Here is a 21882-nt window from a genome sequence, read left to right as displayed (position 1 = left end):
CACTGATATTTCTGGCAAGGGGTGAACATTATTTCAAAAAGCGGGTCTGATTGAAAGCAAAACCGTGGTTGGCATCACAATCAGTTTGAATGTTGCACAAGGAGTACTTGCATGGCTTGGGTGGTTTGGTCGCGTAACACTGCAACTTTGTTGTTGGGGCTTTCAGGCTTTTTGCCCCTGGCGCACGCCAAGCAACTTGAACAGGCCATATTCGCAGGCGGCTGCTTTTGGTGCATGGAGGAAGCATTCGAAAAAATCAGGGGCGTGAAATCAGTTGATTCCGGCTATACCGGCGGGCGCACTGCCTCCCCCACCTACGAGCAGGTCAGCCAAGGCAACACCGGCCATGTTGAAGTGGTGCGGGTGCAATACGACCCCCGGCAAATCAGCTACAGCACCCTGTTGAAAGCCTTTTGGACCAATATTGACCCCACCGTTGAAAACCGGCAATTCTGCGATGTGGGCGAACAATACCGATCAGCTATTTTTTACCTGAACGAACAACAGCACCGCGAGGCCAAACAAAGCAAGGAACAATTGCTGGATACCGGCAAATTCAAAACCATTTACACCACGGTTGAAGCCGCCCAAACCTTTTATGTGGCCGAGGAATATCACCAAGACTTTTATCGCAAAAACCCCTTGCGCTATCAGTATTACAAAACCACCTGTGGCCGCGAAAACCGCTTGAACGAGGTGTGGGGCTACAAACCCAAATAACAACACCTAGAACTACAATTCCAGTAAAAACAGCCACATCCGGCTACACTCCACCCCAAATTCACTCTAACCGACTGTGATGAAGCGTCAAGCACGCCTGTTGGCGACCCTCGCATTTGCTGCATTCACCCTGTACATGGCCCCCAACGCGTGGGCCGACACACTGGAAAAGGTTCAGGACTGGCGCATTTCGCTTCCAAACACCTGGCAGCCCAGCGAACAGGCCTTGGTACAGGTGCGCAACAGCCGGCTGGCCTTGGCCAACAACATTCGATTCGATATTCAAAGCTTGCACGGCACGCTTGCCGCCGCACAGCCCAACACCCCTGTTTCGCTCGAAAACCTGGCGGCCTATGAAGTGAACGTGGACCATGCGCACCTTCGAATTGCCGACAGCGTATTGCAGGCACTTGTGCAGGCAGAACTGCAAGCCAGCGAGGCGCCCTTGCGAATCAGGCAGGTGACCACGCAAACCGACGGCATGCTGATTACCGGCGATATTAAAAGGCTGGGGTTGTGGATTCCATTCACCATGGAAGGCACCCCCGCCGTGGCCAATGCACGGGAAATTACCCTGACCCCGCGCACCTTGAAGGTGGCAGGCGTACCCCTGTACAAAGCCTTGTTGGCCACCAATATTCAGTTGCAATCGCTGATCGACATGAAATCAAAGGCCGTGGCTTTGCAAGGTCAGGCCATGGTGCTTCGGCTTGATCAAGTGCTACCCGCCCCCAAACTTTCTTTCGAACTGAATGCCGTGCAATTGGGGCAAGGGGAAGTCACCGTGTTGTTAGGCCAGGCCAACCCGGCACCCCCCTTTTATTGCAAAGCCGATTGTCCCGCTAATTTTGTGTACACCCAGGGCGGTGAATTACGTGCTGCAGGCATGGTGCTGGCTGGCCAGCCCACCTTGGTCACAGGCATCAGCAATGGCAGCTTGCCCATTGCACTGCACGATTTGAACAGTTTAATCAGCACCAGCACCGTGCAGCTTCGCACCGACGGTGCCCTGTGGATCAGCGCCCAGGAAGGGCTGCTCAACCCCGCTGAAACGGCCTTGCTCAACACTGGAGAGGCTGCGATTGCCCAACTTGAAGGTTTGAATTCCGGGCTAGAGTCAGTGACCTTGGCTGTGCACCATGCCACGCTGCTGTCCCGCGAGGGGATTGAACTGCGTGTTGAAAAACTGTTGGCCAGCACTCAATCCACCGACCTTGGTCAACTGCCGACTGCCAAACAAACCGTACATGTGGGCGAGATTTCGCTGAGCGAAGCCGCCATGAATACCCTGATGAACAAAGCATTGTTCAACTTCGAGGGCAGCCCAATTCGACAAGTCAACACCACCATTGGCGAGCCTCACTTGCAGCTTTCGCTGCAAGTGAAACCTGAAATTTTTGGCATTTCACTGTTCTGGTTGCCTGGCAAACTCAGCGGCCCGTTGCTTATTTCAAGCGACAAACAGCACCTGGAATTCACACCCGCCGAAGTGCGCATGTTTGGCCTGTCCATGCTGCCGCTGATTGATTACGCCGGGTTAAAACTCAGCAGCTTTATCAAAATTGACGAGACCGCAGTCAAGCTGCAAGACAACACCATTCGCATTGCCTTGGGCAGCGCACTGCCCCCACTGCAATTAAGCACCGAACTGCGAGCCATTAAAACCGTACTGCGTTCGCCGCTGGGGCCTTACCTGCAAGTGCATGTGGGCACCCTGCCAGCTGAAAAAATTGGCGAAATTTACAACACCATGGAATTGTTGCCACTGGGCCTGTGGATGAAAACACCCGAGTTCACCGCCTTGGGCATGCGCACCGGGCCCACGCTGGGCCATGTTTACAACGACCCACGAAAGGAAAGGCTGGTCATTGACCTGGCCCAATACCCGGACCTGCTGGCCAATGCCACCTTGCGCCTGCCGAGAAGTGAACGGGTGTGGGTGAGCATGCCCAGCCCGGGCAATGGTTCACAGTACCCAATACAGGGCCATCGGCACGAAGATGAGGCTCATCAGGTTCCCCATCATCACCAGTGACGCCACCCGTTGAGGCTGAAGGCCGTATTTCTCGGCAAACACAAAACTGAGCACTGCTGGTGGCAAGGCACCGAACACAATCAACATGGCGGTGTGCTCGGGGCTTAAAGGCAGCAACCACACACACAGGGCCGCGAAAATCAGCCCTGTGAGTGGGCACAGTACACCGCCAATTACGCCCAGCTTTACATCCGAAAAATCGGCTTGCGTTAGGCGAACCCCCAATGAAAACAGCAGCAGTGGAATGGACACATCACCCACCATGTCGATTGCAAAATACAGGGGCGCCCACACTTCAATTTTCAGCACACTGACCAGCAAACCTGCAATGGACGCGGCAATCACGGGCTCTTTCCACAACATCAAAATGCGCGCATTGGGGCTCATCATCCAGGTGCCCAACGAGTAATGCAGCGTATTGCCCACCAAAAACAGCATCACCGCAGCGGGCAAGGCCTCCTCACCAAATGCCAGAATGGCCAGTGGCAAGCCCATGTTGCCGGAGTTGTTGAACATCATGGGAGGCACAAAAATTCGGCTATCAATTCCCAACAAACGGCCCACAGGCCATGCCAACAAACCTGAACCCAACACCACAATGGCACCACCCACAGCCAGCAACCAATACGATTCAATTTCAAACGACTTGCTGGCCAAGGCCGAGAACACCAGCGCCGGCACAAAAATTTCCATGTTCAGCTGGTTGGCAAATTTCATGTCGGGGTTTTTCACCCGCCCATACCAATACCCAAGGGCCACCACCGCAAACACCGGAAAAATAACCGCAACAATGCGCAAAAACATAGAAGGCCGCCGTACAGGGAAATGACTGGGAAGTGACAGGGAAGGTCGAAGTGTACTGCAAGCGTTTAATCGGGGCGATTCGGGTTTGTATTGGGGTTGACGTTAAATAGCAGTTTCAACGCAGGGTGGTTCAAGTTGCGCGGGTGGGTGAATGCAAAAAAATCTTCAACCACACCTTGCGCATCGCCCATGTGTAGCACAGTGTGGTCGCGCACCACGTCTTCAATCAGCATGGCAGGTACGGCAAACAATCCCAAGCCAGCCCGGCCAAACGTTTCCAGCAAGGCGAGGTCGTCGAACTCCCCTACCACCGTCACCTCCACGCCCACACTTTCCAGCCAGTGCTCCAGCTTCAGCCGCAACACGTTGTTGCGCGATGGCATCAGGAAAGGCGCGTGTTGCAAGCTTTGTGGAAAGTTCGCCTCGTACTTCAGTTTCAAATCCGGGCTTGCAAAAATTCGCACCGGGTAAGTCAGCAACTTGGCCACCTGCAAGTGTGCAGTGCCCTGCCCGCCGGGGCGCTCAGCCAACACCACATCTACGCTGTGTTGCACAAGCTCCGAACACAGGGCCTCGAACCGACCTTCGTGGCACACCAGCCGCACAGGGCGCTGCATGCCCAGAATGGGCTCAATCATGTGAAACGACACTGTTTTGGGCAAGGCATCGGCAATGCCCACCGACAAACGCAGTGTGTAATCCAGTTGCTCGTCGCCCAGGCTTTCGGCCATTTGCTCGCCCAGCTGAAAAATTTGGTCGGCATAGCGCAAAGCAATTCGCCCCGCCTCGGTCAGCCCCAAACCTCGCCCCACTGGCTGAAACAAAGCCCGCCCCAAAGTTTGCTCCAACTGGGTAATTTGGCTTGAAAGCGTTTGTGCGCGCAGCCCAAGCCGTTCGGCCGCCGCTGTCAGGCTTCCGGTGTTGGCCACCATCCAGAAATAGCGCAAGTGGTGGAAGTTCAGGTCGGTAAGTTTCATTAACCCTTCGATTTATTCGAATATTTACTAAGCAATTGTTCCATTTATTCTTACATTGAACCAGCGTACACTTCAACTGTCTATTTCCCCGAAAGGAGGACGCAACCATGAAAACTGAAATTGTGGCTCGGCATCCCGAGATCGATGAAACCCTGCGCAGGTACGTACTACGCCGTGTGCGCTCGGCCATCAATCGACTTTCGACCCAGATTAAAAACATCACCGTGAAACTGGACAGGCACTCCGCAAAACAGGCCGACCAGCGCAACTGTGTGATTGAAATTCGAATCGACGGGCAAGCGCCCTTGATCGTAGACAGCGCCGGGCCGCATTGGCTCAGCGCAATTGACCAGGCGGTTGAATCAGCAGCACGTGCTGTTCGCCGCCAACTGAAACACACCCTTCACCAGGTGACCCCCTTGCAATTGTTGAAAGGACAACACGCATCATGAAACGCATTGTTTTATTTTTAGCCACCAACGTCGCCATTATGGTGGTACTGGGCATTACCGTGCATGTGCTGGGCTTGAACCAGTTCATGGCCGGGGGTCAGCTTAACCTGACCATGCTGCTGGCATTCAGTGCTGTATTGGGCTTTGGTGGTTCATTCATCAGCCTGTTGATCAGCAAAAAAGTAGCCAAGTGGAGCACCGGCGCGCAGGTCATTGAAACACCACGCAACGCCACCGAGCAATGGCTGGTCAGCACGGTTCAGCGCTTTGCAGACAAAGCCGGCATTCCCATGCCGGAAGTGGCCATTTACGAAGGCGCACCCAACGCATTTGCCACCGGCCCCAGCAAAAGCAACTCACTGGTCGCGGTTAGCACGGGTTTGCTGCAAAGCATGAGCCGCGAAGAGGCCGAAGCCGTGTTGGCGCACGAAGTGGCCCACATTGCCAACGGCGACATGGTTACACTGACGCTGATTCAAGGCGTGGTGAACACCTTTGTGTTTTTCCTGGCCCGCGTGGTGGGCTTTCTGGTGGATCAGTTTTTGCGCAAAGACGATTCCGAATCCAGTGGCCAGGGCATGGGTTACTTCATCACCGTGATCGTGATGGAAATTACGCTGGGTATCTTGGCCTCCATCATCGTGATGTACTTCTCGCGTCAGCGTGAATTCCGTGCCGACTCGGGCGCAGCCTGGTTAATGGGCAACAAGCAGCCCATGATCTCTGCCCTGAAGCGTTTGGGCGGCATGCAGGCTGGTGAACTGCCCTCGAACATGGCTGCATCCGGTATTTCAGGCAAAGGTGGTGTAATGGCCTTGTTCAGCAGCCACCCACCCATTGAGCAGCGCATTGAAGCACTGGCCCAGCAGCGATAAACCCGCTGTGCGTTGATAAAAAACCCGCCGAAGTTTGGCGGGTTTTTGTTGGCAGGTGTTTCACATCACCCTGCGTACCTTCCAGAATGTTTTACGCCAATACAAATCATCAAGCCGGCTGATGGTGACACCCACCTTGGTAGAGGCGTGCAAAAATTTTCCATCGCCCAAGTAAAAGCCCACGTGCTTGGTGGTGTACCCTGTTCGGAAAAATACAAGGTCGCCTACCTGCATGGCATCGCGGCCTACATCTACACCCATATTGACTTGTTGGGTGGTGCTGCGCGGCGCTGTAATGTTGAAATGGGTATTCAAAGTTTGTTGCACAAAGGCCGAACAATCAATGCCCGCTTTTGAATTGCCGCCCAATTTGTAAGGTGTGCCGCGCCACTCGCGAAACTGGGCCAGCAACGCTTTTTGAACCTCAGGTTTTTCGGTTTCGAAGCCGGTAAATACGGTGCCATCTTCAAGTACCAAGGCGTCCGAACCACCTTCTTGCAAACCTGCACAGGCCTGCAACAACAGCAGCAGGCACACGCCAGCAAACCGGCCAAACACAGCAACAGCTTGATTAAACAACCGCCTTCCTTTCACTAAACCGGAGCAAACCCTTCACGAAGCGGTAAAGCAACCACAAACTTAAAATGCCGTAAACAATAAAGCCCACGCCAAACACCATGGTGATCATGGCCACCACAAACCAGAACATGCCAATCCAGAAGGTTGAAATAAGCCAGTCGTAATGGCTGTAATAAATAGTGCCCGCTGATTCGCCACGCTTCACATAACAAATAATGAGAGCAATCAGGATTGGAATAAACGCCGTGAATATACCCACAGCACCCAACACATAGGCCACCAAAACAATGGTGCGGTTGGACTCTTCCTGATTGGGAACCGGATTAGGTTGATAGCTCATAGCGCTCCAGTGTCGGTAAGTACCTGCCCATTTTAGACGAGCGCACCGGCATAAAAAAACCCCGAGGCAAATGCCCGGGGTTTTCTGTACTGCATGAATGGCAACTATTAAAGCTTCAGTGCTGCAATACCGGCACGCGCCACTTGGGCGTCTTGATCCGATTTCACGCCAGAAACACCCACAGCGCCCACCACCTGGCCATCGACCACAATGGTTACGCCGCCTTCCAGCAGCCCGTCTACGTAGGGAGCGGTTACAAAGGCAGTACGGCCGTTGTTGATGACGTCTTCCAGAATTTTGGTGTCTTTGCGGGCCATGGCAGCAGACTTGGCCTTGGAAGGGCCAATGTGTGCGCTCATGGGGGGTGCGCCGTCCAAACGCAGCATGCCCAACAAATGACCACCATCGTCGGCCACAGCAATGGTTACGCCCCAGTTATTGGCTTCGGCTTCCGCACGGGCGGCAGTCAAAATGGCTTGTACGTCATCTACAGACAAGACGGCTTTGGTTTTCATGAACTAACTCCGGTTTTGAATTAAAAATGTCAAAGCGAAGTATGCGGCAGACTCCCTGTGGTGGCTACACAGGAAGTCCCTAATGCGAAATTATCAGGGTGCGCAGCTTAGGCCTGAGTCTTCTGCATCACAAGTGGCCGGCTTTGTTGCACCACCCTCGCCCTCGGTTGCAGGCCTGCCCGGGCCCACTTCCGCCACCACACCATTGATAATTTTGCCAGCCACGTTTTCAGTGCGAACCACGGAACGGGTTTGCTCCTGGCGAGCCAATACCACAGCGCCTTGGGCAGTCGTCAAGGCGGCAGCTTCTTGTGGTGACAACAGCAAGGTGCCGTTGTAAACCACGGGAATGCGATCAAGACTGCGTGCCCCATCGTAGAAAAACGCTTGAGTGCCCTTGCGCTCCGGGCCCGCCAGGTAAACCACTTGCCCAGGCAACAGATTACTTCCCTCAAAGGGTAGTACTGTGAGGAAACCACCCAAGCCCGGACGATTGATGTCACCAACTTCAACCCGGATGGCACCGGCACCTGCCGACTGACCTGAACCAGACGATTCGCCAAATGTGGCCAAACCACCCGGTTGCCCATTCACTCCCCCCAAGGGTATCGAAAGTGTCAGGCCTGCGTAAGAGCGCGCTGTACCCACAGCAAGGTCGTTGTAAGGCATCCGAGCACGGATCACCGCATCACTGCCCTGTGTGGCCAGGCCACGCGCTCGAACAGCAATCAAGTCTGCTTCGGCACCCTGCCCTCCAATATTCAACCGCACGTCGTTGTTAACTGCAAACAGACTCGCGCCACGATCTGCCACATAAGAGAAAGATTGATTGTGGCTTCGCCCGGCCAGTACGCCGACCTGACCATTGATCTGGTTATTCTGCGTCAGGACAATTGAACCGTTTTCAGGTGAATTGAACTGGGTTGTGGCACCAGCAGTGGTGAGCAATTGCCCTGAACGTTGATGAATCATCGGGCTGGCCACAGTAATTCGACCGAGTCCTGTGAATGGATTCACCGCTTCTTTGCTGGAGAATACATCCAGCGAAGGTGGCAAGACCAGAGCAATGTCGGCAGAAGACAATGGTCGCGACACGCCTTTCGCAGTGAAGGTCAAAGCACCACCCGTTTGCTCAATTGTGCCCAGCAGAAGCATGCGGCCATCGGCGGTCAACTGCCCGCCCCGACTGTTCAGGTTCAACAACTGCATGTCGCCCAAGGTCGACAAACGGGTTTGCTCCGCACTGGCACTGACCGAGCCCCGAAAGCGGTTGTCTGCATGCTGCAAATCAATTTCGCCACCGATTGATTCAAGCCTGGCATCGCCCCCAACCTGCAAACGCCCTACCTGGGAAATCTGATTGGCAGACACAACAAGATCACCATCGAACTGGGAATCCGCGAACTGCACCTGCATGCCGCTGACTTCCGCATTACCCCCTACATTCAGGGCCAAAGTACCAGTCGATGAGGTGGTATTGACATTCAAGTTGCCGCTGGTTCCCAGTGCAACCGAACCACCTGACTGTACTTGCGTGTTGCCATTGAACCGGTTGCCGGAATTGGTCAAACTGATTTGGGCTGCTGTCAAGCTTGCATCATTCAACATGACCGACCTGCTTTGGGTTAATGCACCAGTCAATTCGATCTGGCTTGCACCATCCACTTGCGTGCTACCAAGCTCCACATTGTTGGCTTGTAATTCAAAGTTGCCTAACACGCGTGCGGCCAGGGCGAGGTTTTCAGCCTGCATGGACAAATCATTTTTGTCTGTAATCGACACGCTTGCGTTGGCGGAATCCGGATTTTGAACCGTAATTTTCCCGATAAAATCGTTCTCTGAATTGTTCAGATCTACCCGGTCACTGCGCAGGTTTGTATCACCCTTCACATTCAAAGCTGCTGTTTGGCGAACTTCAGCAGCCGCTATATCCAGCTGCTGCAACTCACCAAGCTCACCCAAACTGACCTCTTGTGCTTGCAGATTCAAAGTACCCAAATTTGCACCTTGTACCCGCAAGGTACCGGCACTGCTCAAAGTTGCCTGGCTTGCATCTTCCACACGAAGCAGACTGTTGAAGCTGTTGCCTTGGTTACCCAGATCAACATGATTGGCTTGCAGCAAGACACTGGAATTGGCGGTCAGGGTACCGTCTTGTTCAATCGACTGTGCACGCAACTCCGCTGCGCCATTCAATTGACCCGACACATTCAGCACATTCGCATCAGCAACAACTGTTGTGCCCGAAACATTCAATGCCACATTGCCTTGGAAGTCATTGGCTTGATGATTCAAATCAACTGCAGCTGCTTCAATGGTCGCATTGTTTCGAACAGTCAGTGAACCGGCCTGTGCCAGCTGTGAAGCCCTCACATTCAAGGTACCCACATCACCCTGCAAAACCAGATTATTGACATCGCGCAATTGTGCCGTGTCGCTGACCTGCAAATCTACAACATCCCCGAAGTTGTTGGCGGCATTCTGAAGATCAATATTTGCTGCACGCAAGTCAGCCCTGCCCTGAACATTCAAGGCACCTGGCTGGCTTTGCTGCTGCGTGATTCGCTGGGCGTTGACAATCAATGCATTCACACGTCCACTCAAGGCGAGATCATTGGTGTCGCTGATGGTTGCAGTGCCAACATTTTGCAGAATAATTTGACCACTAAAGTCGTTGCCAGACTGGGCAAGATCAACCTCGTTTGCGCGAAGTGTCAAGCTTCCTCCAGTTTGGCTGGCCTGCGTTTGGGTAACCTTGCCAGCCTGAAGTTCTGCACTGTTCGCAACTTCAAGTTGGTTCACATTGATCTCACCAGCAATCAAGGTGCCATTGGCAATGCTAAGTTCTCCTGCTGTCAACGTACTAACAACGGATGTATTCAAAATTTGCGATTGACCTTGAAGCAGCAAATCATTGTTGTCTGAGATATCCGTCTGCACCGCCACATCAAGTGTTACCGGGCCGCTGAAGTTGTTGTGTTCGTTCCTTAAATCGACTGCCTGTGCAGTCAACCCAGTAGCACCAGTCACCAACAACTCACCGGTCTGTGTAATGTGTTGTGCGGTCGCATTCAAGCTACCCAACACTGAATTGCTCAAGTCCAGTTCATTCTGTGCGGTCACGGTCAATGCTGCTGCATTGCCCCCCAGCAAAAGGTCTCCACTGGCATTCACTGTTGCCTGCTGTGTGGCGTTAACAGTAACGCCGCCGCCAAAACTGTTCGCTGTATTAATCAGGTTGATTGTAGGTGCAGCCAGGTTGCTATTGCCATTCACATTCAATGCGCCCGACTGATTAATTGCTGTGCCTGCCTGCACGTTCAAGCTGCCTGCTGAACCTTGCAACTCAATTACTTGCTGGTCGCGCAGGTTCACACTGCCAGCAGAATTCAGCACCACATTGCCAACAAAATTGTTGGCTTCATCCTGCAAAGTCACATTGCTAGCCCCCAGGGTGGTTGTACCCCCCACCTGCAAAGCACCTTGCTGAATTACATTGCCACCATTCAAGGTCAAATTACCCGTGGCGCTGAAGTTGTTCAATTCAAGTTGATCTGCCTGCAACACGATGTTTTCTGAAGCAAGGCTGGACACAGAAAGCGAATTCGCACTTGCATTCACTGAAGTGGCGGTGCCTGATACGTTCAGCCCACCGCTGGCGGTGATGGATGCTGCACCAGTCAAATTCAAATGCACCACATCACTGAAGCTGTTCGCTTGGTTGTCCAGCGCGATCGAGTCTCCATTGAAAGTACTGGCGCCTGCCACCGAAAGTACACCACTTTGCCCGGTGGATGCGGCATTGAAAGTTACGTTGCCCTGTGCAGCCAAACCATCCACGATCAACGTACTTGCATTCATGGTTGCTGTGTTGACATTACCCGCCACACGCAGGCTGTTGGTATCAGCCACTTGAGCATCGCCTGCAACATTCAGACTCAAGCGTCCCTGAAAATCATTGGCTTGATGATTCAAATCAACTGCGGCTGCATCAATGGTCGCATTGTTTCGAACAGTCAGTGACTCGGCCTGTGCCAGCTGTGAAGCCCTCACATTCAAGGTACCCACATCACCCTGCAAAACCAGATTATTGACATCGCGCAATTGTGCCGTGTCGCTGACCTGCAAATCTACAACACCCCCGAAGTTGTTGGCGGCATTTTGAAGATCAATATTTGCTGCACGCAAGTCAGCCCTGCCCTGAACATTCAAGGCACCTGGCTGGCTTTGCTGCTGCGTGATTCGCTGGGCGTTGACAATCAATGCATTCACACGCCCACTCAAGGCGAGATCATTGGTGTCGCTGATGGTTGCAGTGCCAACATTTTGCAGAATAATTTGACCACTGAAGTCGTTACCAGCCTGGGCAAGATCAACCTCGTTTGCGCGAAGTGTCAAGCTTCCTCCAGTTTGGCTGGCCTGCGTTTGGGTAACCTTGCCAGCTTGCAGTTCTGCACTGTTCGCAACTTCAAGTTGGTTCACATTGATCTCACCAGCAATCAAGGTGCCATTGGCAATGCTAAGTTCTCCGGCGGTCAACGTACCAACAACTGATGTGGTCAGGGTTTGCGCGGTGCCTTGAATCAACAGGTTGTTTGTGTCGGCGATGCTGGCTTGGCCCGCCACATTCAGAGTGACAGTGCCGTTGAAATCGTTGCCCTCATCCAATAACGTTGCACCTTGTGCAACCAGGACTGTTGGACCTGTCACTGATACAGTGGCAGATTGACCAATTTGCTGTGCGGCCGCATTCAAGCTACCCAGCATTGAATTGCTCAAGTCCAGTTCATTTTGTGCGGTCACGGTCAATGCTGCTGCATTGCCGCCTACCGAGAGGTCTCCACTGGCATTCACTGTTGCCTGCTGTGTGGCATTAACAGTAACGCCACCGCCAAAACTGTTCGCCGCGTTGGTCAAGTTGATTGTAGGTGCAGCCAGGTTGCTGTTGCCATTTACATTCAATGCGCCCGACTGATTAATTGCTGTGCCTGCCTGCACATTCAAGCTGCCTGCTGAACCTTGCAACTCAATTACTTGCTGGTCGCGCAGGTTCACACTGCCAGCAGAATTCAGCACCACGGGGCCTGCGAAGTTGTTGGCAGCGTTCATGAAGGAAATGGTGTTTGCATTCAATGTGGCTTGGTTTTCAACAGTCAGATCGCCAAGCTGATTCACTTCTGTTGCATTGACGGACAAACGACCTGCCTGGCCTTGAACAGTCAGTGTGTTTCGATCAGCCAATTCAACATTGACTTGGTTGCTTAAAGTAACCGGGCCAACAAAATCGTTGTTGGCGTTGTTCAACCGTACCAAGGTATTGCTGCTGTTGTTGCGGTGCTCAATGCGCGCATCACCTCCAACCATCAAGGCCGCCGCACCCGAGGAAGCCTGTGTCACAACATCTGAAGTCAAGGTCAAGCTTTCATTCACTGTCAGCGCGTTACTGATTTCAACAGTGGTTGCATTCAACTCAAGTTCCTGTGCATTGCCTGCCACGTTCAGTGTGTTTTCGTCGTGCAAACTGACACGTGCATTGCCAAGCAAGTTAACCTGCCCCTGAAAATCATTCGCAGGGTTATTCAGGCTGACTGCGGCGGCATTCAAGGCAGCGGTGTCCCCACAACAAGTGAGTCACTTTGTGCGATGGATAGCGCTGTCAGGTCAAGCGAACCGGCCTGCCCCTCAATCGTCAAGGTATTGCTGTCACGCAAACGCACAGAACCTTGGGTATTCAAAACCACATCGCCATTGAAATCGTTCATTGCATTGTTCAACGCAACGGCACCCGAGTTGTTGATCCGGGTTTCACCTTGCACCTGCAGGGCACGATCAACATCCATGCTTTGCGTGATGCTGTCTGCGCTCATTGCAAGGCCATTGCTTGCGGTCAAACCGTTGAACACCAAGGAATCGGCTTCAACACTACCGCTGACAACATTGCCTGCCACAGTCAATGTACCGTTGGCTTTTATTGCTGCGCTTTCACTGGAAGCAAGTGTGACAGTAGAGCCGAATTGATTATTGCCTGACTCAGTCAAATCAATATGTTGTGCACTCAGTGCGCTGGTGCCTGTCACATTCAAAAAATCGGTTTGATCAATTCGTATTGCTGTTGCACTCAGGCTGTTTGCATTCAAGCCGTTTACAACAATCTGCCCATTGAAACCGGTGGTCAAAGTGACATCATCGGCAGAACCCTGAACAGTCAGAGTATCGTTGCCATTCAAATTTACTGCGCCTGCATTGTGCAGCACCACACTTGAACCGAAACGGTTTGCCGCGTTGTTTAGCTGAACAGAATTGCTGTTGTTGATGCGCGTTTGCCCAAGCACATTCAGCGCATCGGCTTCAGTGGTGCCTTGACGAATCGAATCCACGTTGAAAACTGCGCTTGCAGCCCGACCTGAGACTGCAACACCCTCGGCGCTGCCCAATTGAACCTGACCATCCAGATTGAGAACGACCTGGCCGCGAAATATGTTGCCAAGCTGAATTAATTCAACATTCTCGCCATTGAAAGTTGCCGTGTTGTTAACTGTCAACGGCACTGCCTGCGCCGACTGCGTGGTATTGCGGGCGGTTGCAGTCAGGTTGTTGACCTGCCCTGACAAAGACAACTCGCTCTCGTCAGCAAGCTCGGCGGTACCCACATTGCCAAGCTCGACATTGCCGCCGAAATCATTGGATATATCCGCCAACTGAACCACGCTTGCATTCAAGCTTGTGCCTTGCTGCACAGTCAGTGTTCCGTTCTGTGCAATGCTGGCCGCAGTAACATTCAAACTTTCAACTGTCAGTTCGTTTAGCTGCACTTGATTGACTGCTGACAAAGTGGCTGCACCCGCAGACCCCGACACAGCCAGATCATTCATGTCAATTAAAGTGGCTGCACCAGTCACCGCAAGCTCGACATTGCCTGCGAAATCATTGTCGGACTGAAGCAGATTGACCTGATTGGCATTCAGGGTGGATAAACCAGCAACGGACAGCGCAGCGCTCTGCGTAATTTCGGCTGCTGTCAAATTCAGTTGCGCGGCAGAACCTGAAATGTTCAACTCACCATTGGTGTGTAAAGTAGTACCCGCAGTGCTGTTAATCAATACATTGCCATCAAACTGGTTTGCCGGGTTCCCCAGGTTGATTTCATTCGCATTCAATATGGTGCCTCCATTCACCTGCACCGGGCCAGTCTGCTCGATCCTGCCACTGGCATTGACTGTGAGGCCATCAGAAGCAAGGCTGTTGATAGCAAGGTTCTGAGCACTGAGTGTGGCTTCACCGCCTGAATCGACCGAAACTTGCAGATTGTTGGAATCATGAACAGCAACTGACCCTGTCGCTGTCAAATCGACCGAGCCAGTGAAGTCATTGCCAGCGTTGTTTAAACTCAAACCACCTCTTGAGTTGATGTTCAAGCCACCGTCAGATAGCAAAGCAGCACTTTGGCCGTTGCGCATCTGGCCAACTTCACCCGCAATCACGTCTACGGTACCCTGTGGGTTACCCACGTTGAGGCTACCTGTTAATTGGATCAAATCACCTTCAATTGAAATTCGTGAAGCCCGGTTTACACCAGCCGTGTTGATTACACTGGGATCGCCGTTGTTCGATGCATTGGCCAACAAAATAATCCGTCCGCCCTCGGCCAACACCTGGCCAAGCTGTTGAATCAAGGCGTTGTTGTGACCTTCAACTGCCTGAACAACCAGGTCACTGCCCGAGGTATTTACGGTGACCTCCTTGGCTGCAATAAGATTCACCGACACGCCAGACCCAGCCTGGTGTTGTGGTTGCAATCCTGCTGTCAGATTTCCCGAGTTTGTAATGGAAGGCGCCAGGAATACGATGTCTTTGGCAGTGATGCTGCCAGCATTGAGAATGCCTCCGGCATTTGCACCTGTTTCAAACTCAATTGTTTGACCGGGCATTTGGCCATTGCCGTTACCATTGCCCTTGAGATTCAATGTAGACGCTACAAGACTACCCACATTCACCTGAGAACCTGCACCAAACACAATACCACTTGGGTTGATCAGGAAAATTCGACCATTGGCCACCAGGCTGCCGAAAATTTCAGATGAATTACCCCCGACAACCCGATTCAAAATGACAGAATCGGCACTGGGCTGAACAAATCGAACGGTTTCGCCGCTGCCGATGGAAAACTCCTGCCACCTGATCACATCACGTTGATTGACTGTCTGAGTGATCACAGTGGTGCCGGGCAATGACACGTCCAGATCAAGGTTATTGCCCAAGACACCATCAAGAATCGGCGCAGTCTGCACATTGGCACTGAACACCAGCAACACGGCAGCTGCCAGTGGCTTGAGTGGGAAAGACGAATTCAGCTTGCAAGTTGCGGAAGTCATAAAAATTCTCTTAGAAATAGTAGATATAAGATGCAAAGATTCTTGGGCTTTGGCGTTTCGGATCAGACTGCCGAACACCCGCCAGCTCCCAGGCCAAACTCAAGTTGAATGTGAAAATGTCTTGCCTGTCCCAAGCCAAACCCAGGCCGTAACCAGCCAGTTCGGCATGGTTGTTGAATCCTGCGGGCTGATTGCTGGTGTCTTCGCGAAAACGAACACGGCCTTGATCAAAAAACACATTGAAAGACAATTCACGCGCCGCACTGCCAAACCAGTTGGCAGAGGGCAAATAGCGCGCTTCCAGCGTGAACAAATCGCAGCTGTCGCCAGAAGTTTCACCTTGTGCAAATGCGCGCACAGCCGTAGCACCACCCAGCGAACATTGTTCACTGCTGTCAAGATTGTCGAGTGCATATTGACCACGCAAGAAGCTCCACAGCATCAACTTGCCGGGCACAACAGATTGCAACCTACCAAACGAGTAGTTCACACGCATGGTGTTAAGTTCATCGTCCAGGCCAAACGGCACACCACCCGGATAATTTGTTTTGCTTTCCTCTACGTTGAAGTTGAAGAAGTTAAGACCGCCGCCCACCAGGCTATCGCGGGAGTCGCCACTGAGACCAAGGCGAAATGAATCCACTTCCTTCACGGTTTCCAAACCAGACAGGCTCTGCCTGTCAGTGAACTCCTTTTTGTCATACCCAGTCAGTGCAAACACATTCAGGTTGCGTGAACGCACCAGGGGATACAGCGCGAATACACCCAGCGATTCTGCATCGCCATTCAAGCCCAAGGGAAAATCGTTTTCCTCAAGTGAATAATTCACGGTAGACACGTTCACACCCAACTTCAATCCATCCGCACCAACCGGCAGGGTGTAACCCAGCAGCGTGAAGTCCAAACCACCTGTTTCAGATTGAAGATGACTGACCGAAAACGAGTCACCCAAGCCAAACGGACTTTCCCAGGAAAAGGTGGCAATGCCACGGTACGTGCCTGCGTACCGCGAGCCGTTTGCATCCAGGCCCGCACTGCCGGTCAGTGCCTTGTCGTTGCTGGGTGTTGCAACCAGAATCGCTTTGCCTGCTTGTGTGCCAGGCTTGATGGCAAATGACATTCGAATGCCACGCAAGTCATTGAGCAGGAACACCACCCGCTCTACCTCTTCCACACGAATGACCGTACCGGGCTTTAAACGCTTCAAGTGCGATTCAACAATATCCCGATTCACGCGCAGTTCTTCTGCAGGCCAAGCCACTTCGACTGACTCCAGCACACCGGGCAACACGGCAATGGTCACCACACCGTTTTTAATGTCTTGCGCGGGCAAATAGGCATACGCGAGGTAATAGCCCAATTCACGCTGCAAGAATGCAGTCACCACCTGTGCTGCACTGCTGAGGTCTTCAAACGAACGCTTTTCGCCCACATACGGCACCAGCAATTTCTGAATATCGTTCAGATGCTTGGCTTCGACACCTTCAATTCGATAAGCGCTGACATTCAGAGACACATCGTTCAACGGCTTGCCCAACTCAGGGGCCGCCTTTCTTTCAGCCTGATTGTCGATGACAGGCTCTGCTTCTTTTTCCGCAGCAGGCGCGGCAGACTCGGGATTGATAAAGGGGGCGGGCGTAGACACCTGGGCCTGTACCGGCCAGGCAAGTGTGTACAGCAACAGGGCAATTGTGTATCGGTTGGTCAACATGGAATAGGTACTTGGAATGAGAGCGAACCGGAGTGAAACATCAAAACCGGAAATCAGGAAACTGGGTCATTGGTATGGTGTCAACCGAATTGAGCACCCCCCTCACCCACAAAGACCAAAATGCTACTGAGGTTGTCTGCCCGCCCCAAGGCGCGATTAAATGCCAGTTGGTGAATATGGGCATTGCAATCCTCTGCGCACCACAGGCTGGTGCCCAGCAATGCGAGCTCGTCGTCATTGAGGTGTTCCCACAAACCATCGCTGCACATCAAGAACCAGTCCCCAGCCAACAAGCAGCAAGGCTCGGTCACATCCATGTGAAGATGTTCATTTTGCTCACCCAATGCGGTATACAGCGCGTTTCGACTGGCTTGACCATCAGATTGTTGATGATCAATCATCCACTGCAACACACTGTGATCCCTGGTTTTTGAGCGCAGCGCAGCTTGCTGAAAGTGATACACACGCGAATCGCCGACATGCAACCAAACTGCCTGTGCAGATCGTTGATTGATCACCAAAAGACAAAAGGTGGTGTGCATGTCTGAGCAATCGGGGTGTGTGGTCTGTTGATGCAAAATATTTTGATTCACCTGTTGCATCAGTTCCAGCAAGCGTGATCTTTCCAGCGTGGGTGATTGTTCAAATGCACTCAAAGACATTTCAACAGCCAAGGCAGCAGCAAGCTGCCCGCCACGATGACCACCAGCACCGTCTGCCAGCGCGCACACCAGCCAGTCTCCAAATAATTTATGCCCAACAGCGTCCTGATTTTCCGGGCGGTTACCAATGTCGGTACGCTGTGTAACCTGTACTCGCAACAATCGCCCTTCGTGTGCGCCACCCAGTTGAATGGTCAACTCCATGTGCCCGCCAGATGCCGGTAGCGATCGCAATAAAGGTCCCACATGCGTGCTTTTCTGGCGAGTTCGAGACTCAAACTCAATCCACCTTGCCGATTAATTTCTTGTTCGATCACAGCTGGATCCAGACCACCCTGAACTTGCTCAATCAATACTTGAATTCGCGCAACACTCAGTTGCATGTGCGCCTGAATATCCTGAAACGCCTGCTCAAAGGCCTGCTCTGCATCCAGATAAGCCAGTGAATTATCACCAAGCAGTTTGCCCATGGCTTGCGCCGGTGACGCAGAAAACTTCAGTGGATTATTGCCCTTCGCGGAAATACTGGTCAGCTTGCTGCCCGTTTCTTCCTGGAAAATTCGGCGCGCTGAAAGCAATTGCATGCAACCTTGAACGCAGATACCCAACAAGTGGTGCAACTTCTCTGCATCCTGAATTGTGGAGGGTGTTGTCGGTTGTTCAGCCACCACACCTCGAACTGCTGAATCAGCTTGTTGGGAACCCACATACATACGCTGGGCCAACGGCGAAATGTTCTCTTCGATTTCGCTTTCGACAGGCGGCAAGGGCATATCGAAAGCTGCCAACAGATCGTCGATCTCGACGTTAGAAGCTGGTTGTGGCAACCAGGATTCCAGTGGATCAATTTCGGGCCTCGGCATCAAGTCCTCGAATCCGTTCCAATTCGCGGCAACCTTCGCAAGAATGATTGAGTAATCACCAATTCGCAGCACATCGCCGGGACTCAAGGGCACAGATTGATTCTGGGGCATGGGTTTGCCGTTAACCAAGGTACTGTTGGTGCCAAGGTCTGTCCAGTGGCATTGGGAATTCTCAACAAGTACCTGTGCGTGCAAACGCGACACCACCCGTTGGGGATCTTTCAACACCCAGGTGCAATCGGGCGAGCGGCCAATCGATCCCCCCTGCAAGGGCACAGGCCACTGTTCGATTGCCTTGTCCGCCTGACCATCGCGGGTAATCTGGAATTCAAAGTTGGAATACATTCAACCCACCCTTAACGCAATACAAAAACTTCACCACCCAACACACCCACATGCATGGGCAGTTGAAGGGTGGCTCCGCTCAGCTTGCATTTCCATTGCAGCAGCGGCGCGTGATTGATATCCAGCAATGCGTGAACTGGAGATTGACGAACGCATTGAAACTGCCAGCATTGGGGATCCAGCGCGGATTCAAGCAACTCGGATTGTGTGCAAAGATGTGTCAGATGTGCTGCGAAATCGCTGACTACATTTTGTGGGTCGAGGCCATAAGCCGCAGCCAATTCGCGATTGCGAACGGTAAAAAACGGCAGCAAGGCAGATGCCTTGCCTGACTTGAATTGGGCAAACATATTCAGCAGAAAATCTTCAATCAGTGTCGAATCATTTGCACCGTGTGTGGAAGGCAATACATCGAGATAGCGCCAACGGGGAAAGGAAACCGGCAAGTCAACTGTCGAGTCCAGCAAACGGTTTTTTCTCAAACGCTGCCCACGTTGAAAAGCAGTTTTCAATTCAAATAACACCCGTGGCTGCACCAGCACATCAGGCCCACGGTCTTTTTGAAGTTCAACCCACACAGTTGTGCTGCAGTTTTGCGTGAGCAGGGCATGATCAGGATTCAATGATGCGCCTCGCATTGAAGCACCTGGCAACAGAATCACCTGAATTCTGTTTTCGCCCGACTGAACATACTCATGGATGGGCAACACCAGTTCTCGCCCATTTTGTAACTTGGCAAGCACCATGCCGTTCAGAGTCAGTAAAGCATTCTGACCCTGTACACTGGCACGCAACAACAGGGTTTTATCCATGCTGAAGGCCCCGTTGCATGATTCGCGCAGGCGCTGCCAAGTGCCAGCAGCCCAAGGCCCAGCCCTTGACTGGATCGACACTTTGCCAGTCGCAGACCAATTCGGAATGATCAACAGTCAGTACCACCTCCAGTGCCCTATCTTCAGGATTAACCACCGCTGACACACTGAAAACAAGTTCACCCGCCAAAGGGCTGGCAGCGCGAATGAGCGGTTTACCCACACCAACAACGCTGCACACCTGAACATGCAAAGGCACCCTGTATTGCGCCAACCACAATGGCTCGCCCAGCGGCAACAATCCTGGCAATTGTTTCTCGCTGTGTTGCCAGTGAACGTGGATATCGCGTTCGGTTTGTATGCTCAAATTCACCGGCACATGGTTGTGAATCAGTTGGGCCTGCCATTTGAAATCATCTGCGGCTGCACGAAGCTGCATGTCCGCTGTGGTAACAAATTCAATCAAGCCTTCATGAATCGTCCATTGGGCACGAAAGTTCAAATCCGTGCTGAGCCAGGAATTGGACTGTTGCACCACCGGCTCAATCAGTACGCCTGAATCAGACCATCTTGATTGCAAGCCCTGCTTTTCTTCAGGTGAGCAGGACAAACTGAGCTGTTTAAAATCCAGCTGTGTAAGCCGCGTGTCAATCAGCTCCATACGCTGAAGTGAAAAGAATCCAGACGTGTTTTGCCGACCAATTTCACAGCGCTCAAATACGGGGTCTACATGAATGACCAAATCATTTGCTGGCAATGAATTTTTACAGACCTGTGCAATCAGATAATCGGGAGTGAATTGTCCGAAGACCTGATGTACAAAACCAGAGTCTGTTCTGAACCAGTTCACCAGCTCACCAGCAATGGTGCTCACGCCAATAGCCAAAGAACCTGTTTGATTGCATGGAATTTTTGTTGGCTGACTGCCCATTTGAACGGCGGCCAGCAGGTCGATCAAATTGATCTGCAATTGCCCGCTTGGCCACGGCTGATCAAATCGCCCAAGACCGGCCAATGATTCATACAGACAATGAAAGGCGCTTGGGGACACTCCGGCGCTCAAAGCCTGTTGCATGCTACGCAAAACATTGGTTTGAGGGTCGGCTTCACTCGATATACCGTGAATGCTCACTTGACCTGCAAACAAGCTGAGCAAGACACAGGCTTGCGAATACGCCTGGGTTACATCATGAGCTTCCAGCAAATCAATTGCGGCTGAAAGTGACTCGGTGAAATCTGGTTTTAAGCTGTAGCTTTGATCCAGATCGAGCGAGCTCAACAGCACATGCATGCGCCGCAAGTGATCAGCGCGTGCCTGCTCATTGAAACTGGCTTGAAGATCAATCGTGATCAACGGCGCACCTGTGTAACATGAACCAGGCCAGACCTTAGTTGAAACACCTCCACACCGGATTCATCGGCAAAACCAAACGACTCCACTGGACCAAACAGTTTGACCAACTCTTGTCCTGCCAGGGTGTTCAAGGCAAGCTTCAGGTAACGCGGATCAAACCAGGGCCAAATTCGATTACAGCCTGAGGAATCTTGAAGATGACGAACCTGTCGCAGGTGATTCTTAAGCACACTGGACTGCACATTTCTGCTGGAAATTACGTAGCCTCGATCCACAGGCTTCCAGGGCCAGAACGCAGTAGAGCCCAAGGCAGAGTCTGCAAGTTTCAGCACACTGACTTGGCAATCCACTGGAATAACTCCGCCCACAGCCCGCCCCGACAAGGGAGGAAACTGCACTAGCGTCGATCCGCCAGACACAATTTCAGAAGGGGCCACACCGTAAACGGTCAACATCTGGGCAAGAT

17 protein-coding genes are annotated in these 21882 nt (G+C 52.4%); 4 read left to right on the top strand and 13 right to left on the bottom strand.

Features of this window, described 5'->3' with window-relative positions; translation table 11 throughout:
* Positions 1 to 111 precede the first annotated feature (111 nt).
* Positions 112 to 720, top strand: coding sequence for a peptide-methionine (S)-S-oxide reductase MsrA (gene msrA, locus BSZ31_RS05985; protein WP_105027987.1), 609 nt, complete (start codon positions 112 to 114; stop codon positions 718 to 720).
* A 79-nt stretch (positions 721 to 799) separates the two neighbouring features.
* Complete coding sequence (locus BSZ31_RS05980) at positions 800 to 2755, top strand: hypothetical protein (RefSeq protein WP_105027986.1); 1956 nt, start codon at positions 800 to 802, stop codon at positions 2753 to 2755.
* Here BSZ31_RS05980 and BSZ31_RS05975 read toward each other — a convergent pair.
* Together BSZ31_RS05975 and BSZ31_RS05970 are read right to left on the bottom strand one after the other, a co-directional pair.
* Positions 2687 to 3559 (bottom strand): AEC family transporter, encoded by an 873-nt coding sequence (locus BSZ31_RS05975; protein WP_105027985.1) that lies wholly within the window; start codon positions 3557 to 3559, stop codon positions 2687 to 2689. The two genes, BSZ31_RS05980 and BSZ31_RS05975, sit on opposite strands and share 69 nt — an antisense overlap.
* Positions 3560 to 3624: 65 nt before the next feature.
* A complete protein-coding gene (locus tag BSZ31_RS05970) occupies positions 3625 to 4536 on the bottom strand; it encodes a LysR family transcriptional regulator (protein ID WP_105027984.1) in 912 nt (303 codons plus the stop codon).
* Positions 4537 to 4643: 107 nt separating this feature from the next.
* Here BSZ31_RS05970 and BSZ31_RS05965 point away from each other — a divergent pair, with 107 nt between their 5' ends.
* Both BSZ31_RS05965 and htpX read left to right on the top strand, forming a co-directional pair.
* Positions 4644 to 4988, top strand: coding sequence for an HPF/RaiA family ribosome-associated protein (locus tag BSZ31_RS05965; protein WP_105027983.1), 345 nt, complete (start codon positions 4644 to 4646; stop codon positions 4986 to 4988).
* Positions 4985 to 5863 (top strand): protease HtpX, encoded by an 879-nt coding sequence (gene htpX / locus BSZ31_RS05960; RefSeq protein ID WP_105027982.1) that lies wholly within the window; start codon positions 4985 to 4987, stop codon positions 5861 to 5863. The genes BSZ31_RS05965 and htpX overlap by 4 nt, the downstream gene beginning before the upstream one ends.
* A gap of 60 nt (positions 5864 to 5923) precedes the next feature.
* On the opposite strand, the gene BSZ31_RS05955 is transcribed toward htpX, so the two are convergent.
* The 11 genes from BSZ31_RS05955 to BSZ31_RS05905 all read right to left on the bottom strand — a co-directional run bounded on the left by BSZ31_RS05955 (position 5924) and on the right by BSZ31_RS05905 (position 21871).
* Positions 5924 to 6442: an NlpC/P60 family protein gene (locus BSZ31_RS05955; RefSeq protein ID WP_105027981.1), complete on the bottom strand. Its 519-nt coding sequence runs from the start codon at positions 6440 to 6442 to the stop codon at positions 5924 to 5926.
* On the bottom strand, positions 6435 to 6782 hold the full coding sequence (locus tag BSZ31_RS05950) for a hypothetical protein (protein WP_105027980.1): 348 nt from the start codon (positions 6780 to 6782) through the stop codon (positions 6435 to 6437). The genes BSZ31_RS05955 and BSZ31_RS05950 overlap by 8 nt, the downstream gene beginning before the upstream one ends.
* Before the next feature lie 107 nt (positions 6783 to 6889).
* Positions 6890 to 7297, bottom strand: coding sequence for a heme-binding protein (locus BSZ31_RS05945; RefSeq protein WP_105027979.1), 408 nt, complete (start codon positions 7295 to 7297; stop codon positions 6890 to 6892).
* A 93-nt stretch (positions 7298 to 7390) separates the two neighbouring features.
* Positions 7391 to 12901 (bottom strand): hypothetical protein, encoded by a 5511-nt coding sequence (locus BSZ31_RS05940; RefSeq protein WP_105027978.1) that lies wholly within the window; start codon positions 12899 to 12901, stop codon positions 7391 to 7393.
* On the bottom strand, positions 12898 to 15669 hold the full coding sequence (locus BSZ31_RS05935) for a filamentous hemagglutinin N-terminal domain-containing protein (protein WP_105027977.1): 2772 nt from the start codon (positions 15667 to 15669) through the stop codon (positions 12898 to 12900). The genes BSZ31_RS05940 and BSZ31_RS05935 overlap by 4 nt, the downstream gene beginning before the upstream one ends.
* 10 nt (positions 15670 to 15679) lie before the next feature.
* On the bottom strand, positions 15680 to 17380 hold the full coding sequence (locus tag BSZ31_RS05930; RefSeq protein ID WP_105027976.1) for a ShlB/FhaC/HecB family hemolysin secretion/activation protein: 1701 nt from the start codon (positions 17378 to 17380) through the stop codon (positions 15680 to 15682).
* A gap of 80 nt (positions 17381 to 17460) precedes the next feature.
* On the bottom strand, positions 17461 to 18246 hold the full coding sequence (locus BSZ31_RS05925; protein ID WP_105027975.1) for a PP2C family serine/threonine-protein phosphatase: 786 nt from the start codon (positions 18244 to 18246) through the stop codon (positions 17461 to 17463).
* Positions 18237 to 19250, bottom strand: coding sequence for a type VI secretion system-associated FHA domain protein (locus tag BSZ31_RS05920; RefSeq protein WP_105027974.1), 1014 nt, complete (start codon positions 19248 to 19250; stop codon positions 18237 to 18239). The genes BSZ31_RS05925 and BSZ31_RS05920 overlap by 10 nt, the downstream gene beginning before the upstream one ends.
* An 11-nt stretch (positions 19251 to 19261) precedes the next feature.
* Positions 19262 to 20062, bottom strand: coding sequence for a hypothetical protein (locus BSZ31_RS05915; RefSeq protein WP_105027973.1), 801 nt, complete (start codon positions 20060 to 20062; stop codon positions 19262 to 19264).
* On the bottom strand, positions 20055 to 21416 hold the full coding sequence (locus BSZ31_RS05910) for a hypothetical protein (protein ID WP_105027972.1): 1362 nt from the start codon (positions 21414 to 21416) through the stop codon (positions 20055 to 20057). Before BSZ31_RS05910 ends, BSZ31_RS05915 begins: the two co-directional genes overlap by 8 nt.
* Complete coding sequence (locus BSZ31_RS05905; RefSeq protein WP_105027971.1) at positions 21413 to 21871, bottom strand: hypothetical protein; 459 nt, start codon at positions 21869 to 21871, stop codon at positions 21413 to 21415. The genes BSZ31_RS05910 and BSZ31_RS05905 overlap by 4 nt, the downstream gene beginning before the upstream one ends.
* Positions 21872 to 21882: the final 11 nt, after the last annotated feature.

Source organism: Limnobacter sp. SAORIC-690 (assembly GCF_002954425.1).
Classification (GTDB): Bacteria; Pseudomonadota; Gammaproteobacteria; order Burkholderiales; family Burkholderiaceae_B; genus Limnobacter; species Limnobacter profundi.
The sequence above is the reverse complement of the archived record's forward strand: the minus strand, read 5'-3'. Positions and strand labels throughout refer to the sequence as shown.

Coding starts and splice junctions, on each gene's coding strand:
- BSZ31_RS05925 (WP_105027975.1), bottom strand. CDS start 18,246: ATGGAGTTGACCATTCAACTGGGTGGCGCACACGAAGGGCGATTGTTG.
- BSZ31_RS05970 (WP_105027984.1), bottom strand. CDS start 4,536: ATGAAACTTACCGACCTGAACTTCCACCACTTGCGCTATTTCTGGATG.
- BSZ31_RS05950 (WP_105027980.1), bottom strand. CDS start 6,782: ATGAGCTATCAACCTAATCCGGTTCCCAATCAGGAAGAGTCCAACCGC.
- BSZ31_RS05920 (WP_105027974.1), bottom strand. CDS start 19,250: ATGTATTCCAACTTTGAATTCCAGATTACCCGCGATGGTCAGGCGGAC.
- BSZ31_RS05975 (WP_105027985.1), bottom strand. CDS start 3,559: ATGTTTTTGCGCATTGTTGCGGTTATTTTTCCGGTGTTTGCGGTGGTG.
- BSZ31_RS05930 (WP_105027976.1), bottom strand. CDS start 17,380: ATGTTGACCAACCGATACACAATTGCCCTGTTGCTGTACACACTTGCC.
- BSZ31_RS05965 (WP_105027983.1), top strand. CDS start 4,644: ATGAAAACTGAAATTGTGGCTCGGCATCCCGAGATCGATGAAACCCTG.
- htpX (WP_105027982.1), top strand. CDS start 4,985: ATGAAACGCATTGTTTTATTTTTAGCCACCAACGTCGCCATTATGGTG.
- BSZ31_RS05905 (WP_105027971.1), bottom strand. CDS start 21,871: ATGTTGACCGTTTACGGTGTGGCCCCTTCTGAAATTGTGTCTGGCGGA.
- BSZ31_RS05980 (WP_105027986.1), top strand. CDS start 800: ATGAAGCGTCAAGCACGCCTGTTGGCGACCCTCGCATTTGCTGCATTC.
- BSZ31_RS05915 (WP_105027973.1), bottom strand. CDS start 20,062: ATGGATAAAACCCTGTTGTTGCGTGCCAGTGTACAGGGTCAGAATGCT.
- BSZ31_RS05945 (WP_105027979.1), bottom strand. CDS start 7,297: ATGAAAACCAAAGCCGTCTTGTCTGTAGATGACGTACAAGCCATTTTG.
- BSZ31_RS05935 (WP_105027977.1), bottom strand. CDS start 15,669: ATGACTTCCGCAACTTGCAAGCTGAATTCGTCTTTCCCACTCAAGCCA.
- msrA (WP_105027987.1), top strand. CDS start 112: ATGGCTTGGGTGGTTTGGTCGCGTAACACTGCAACTTTGTTGTTGGGG.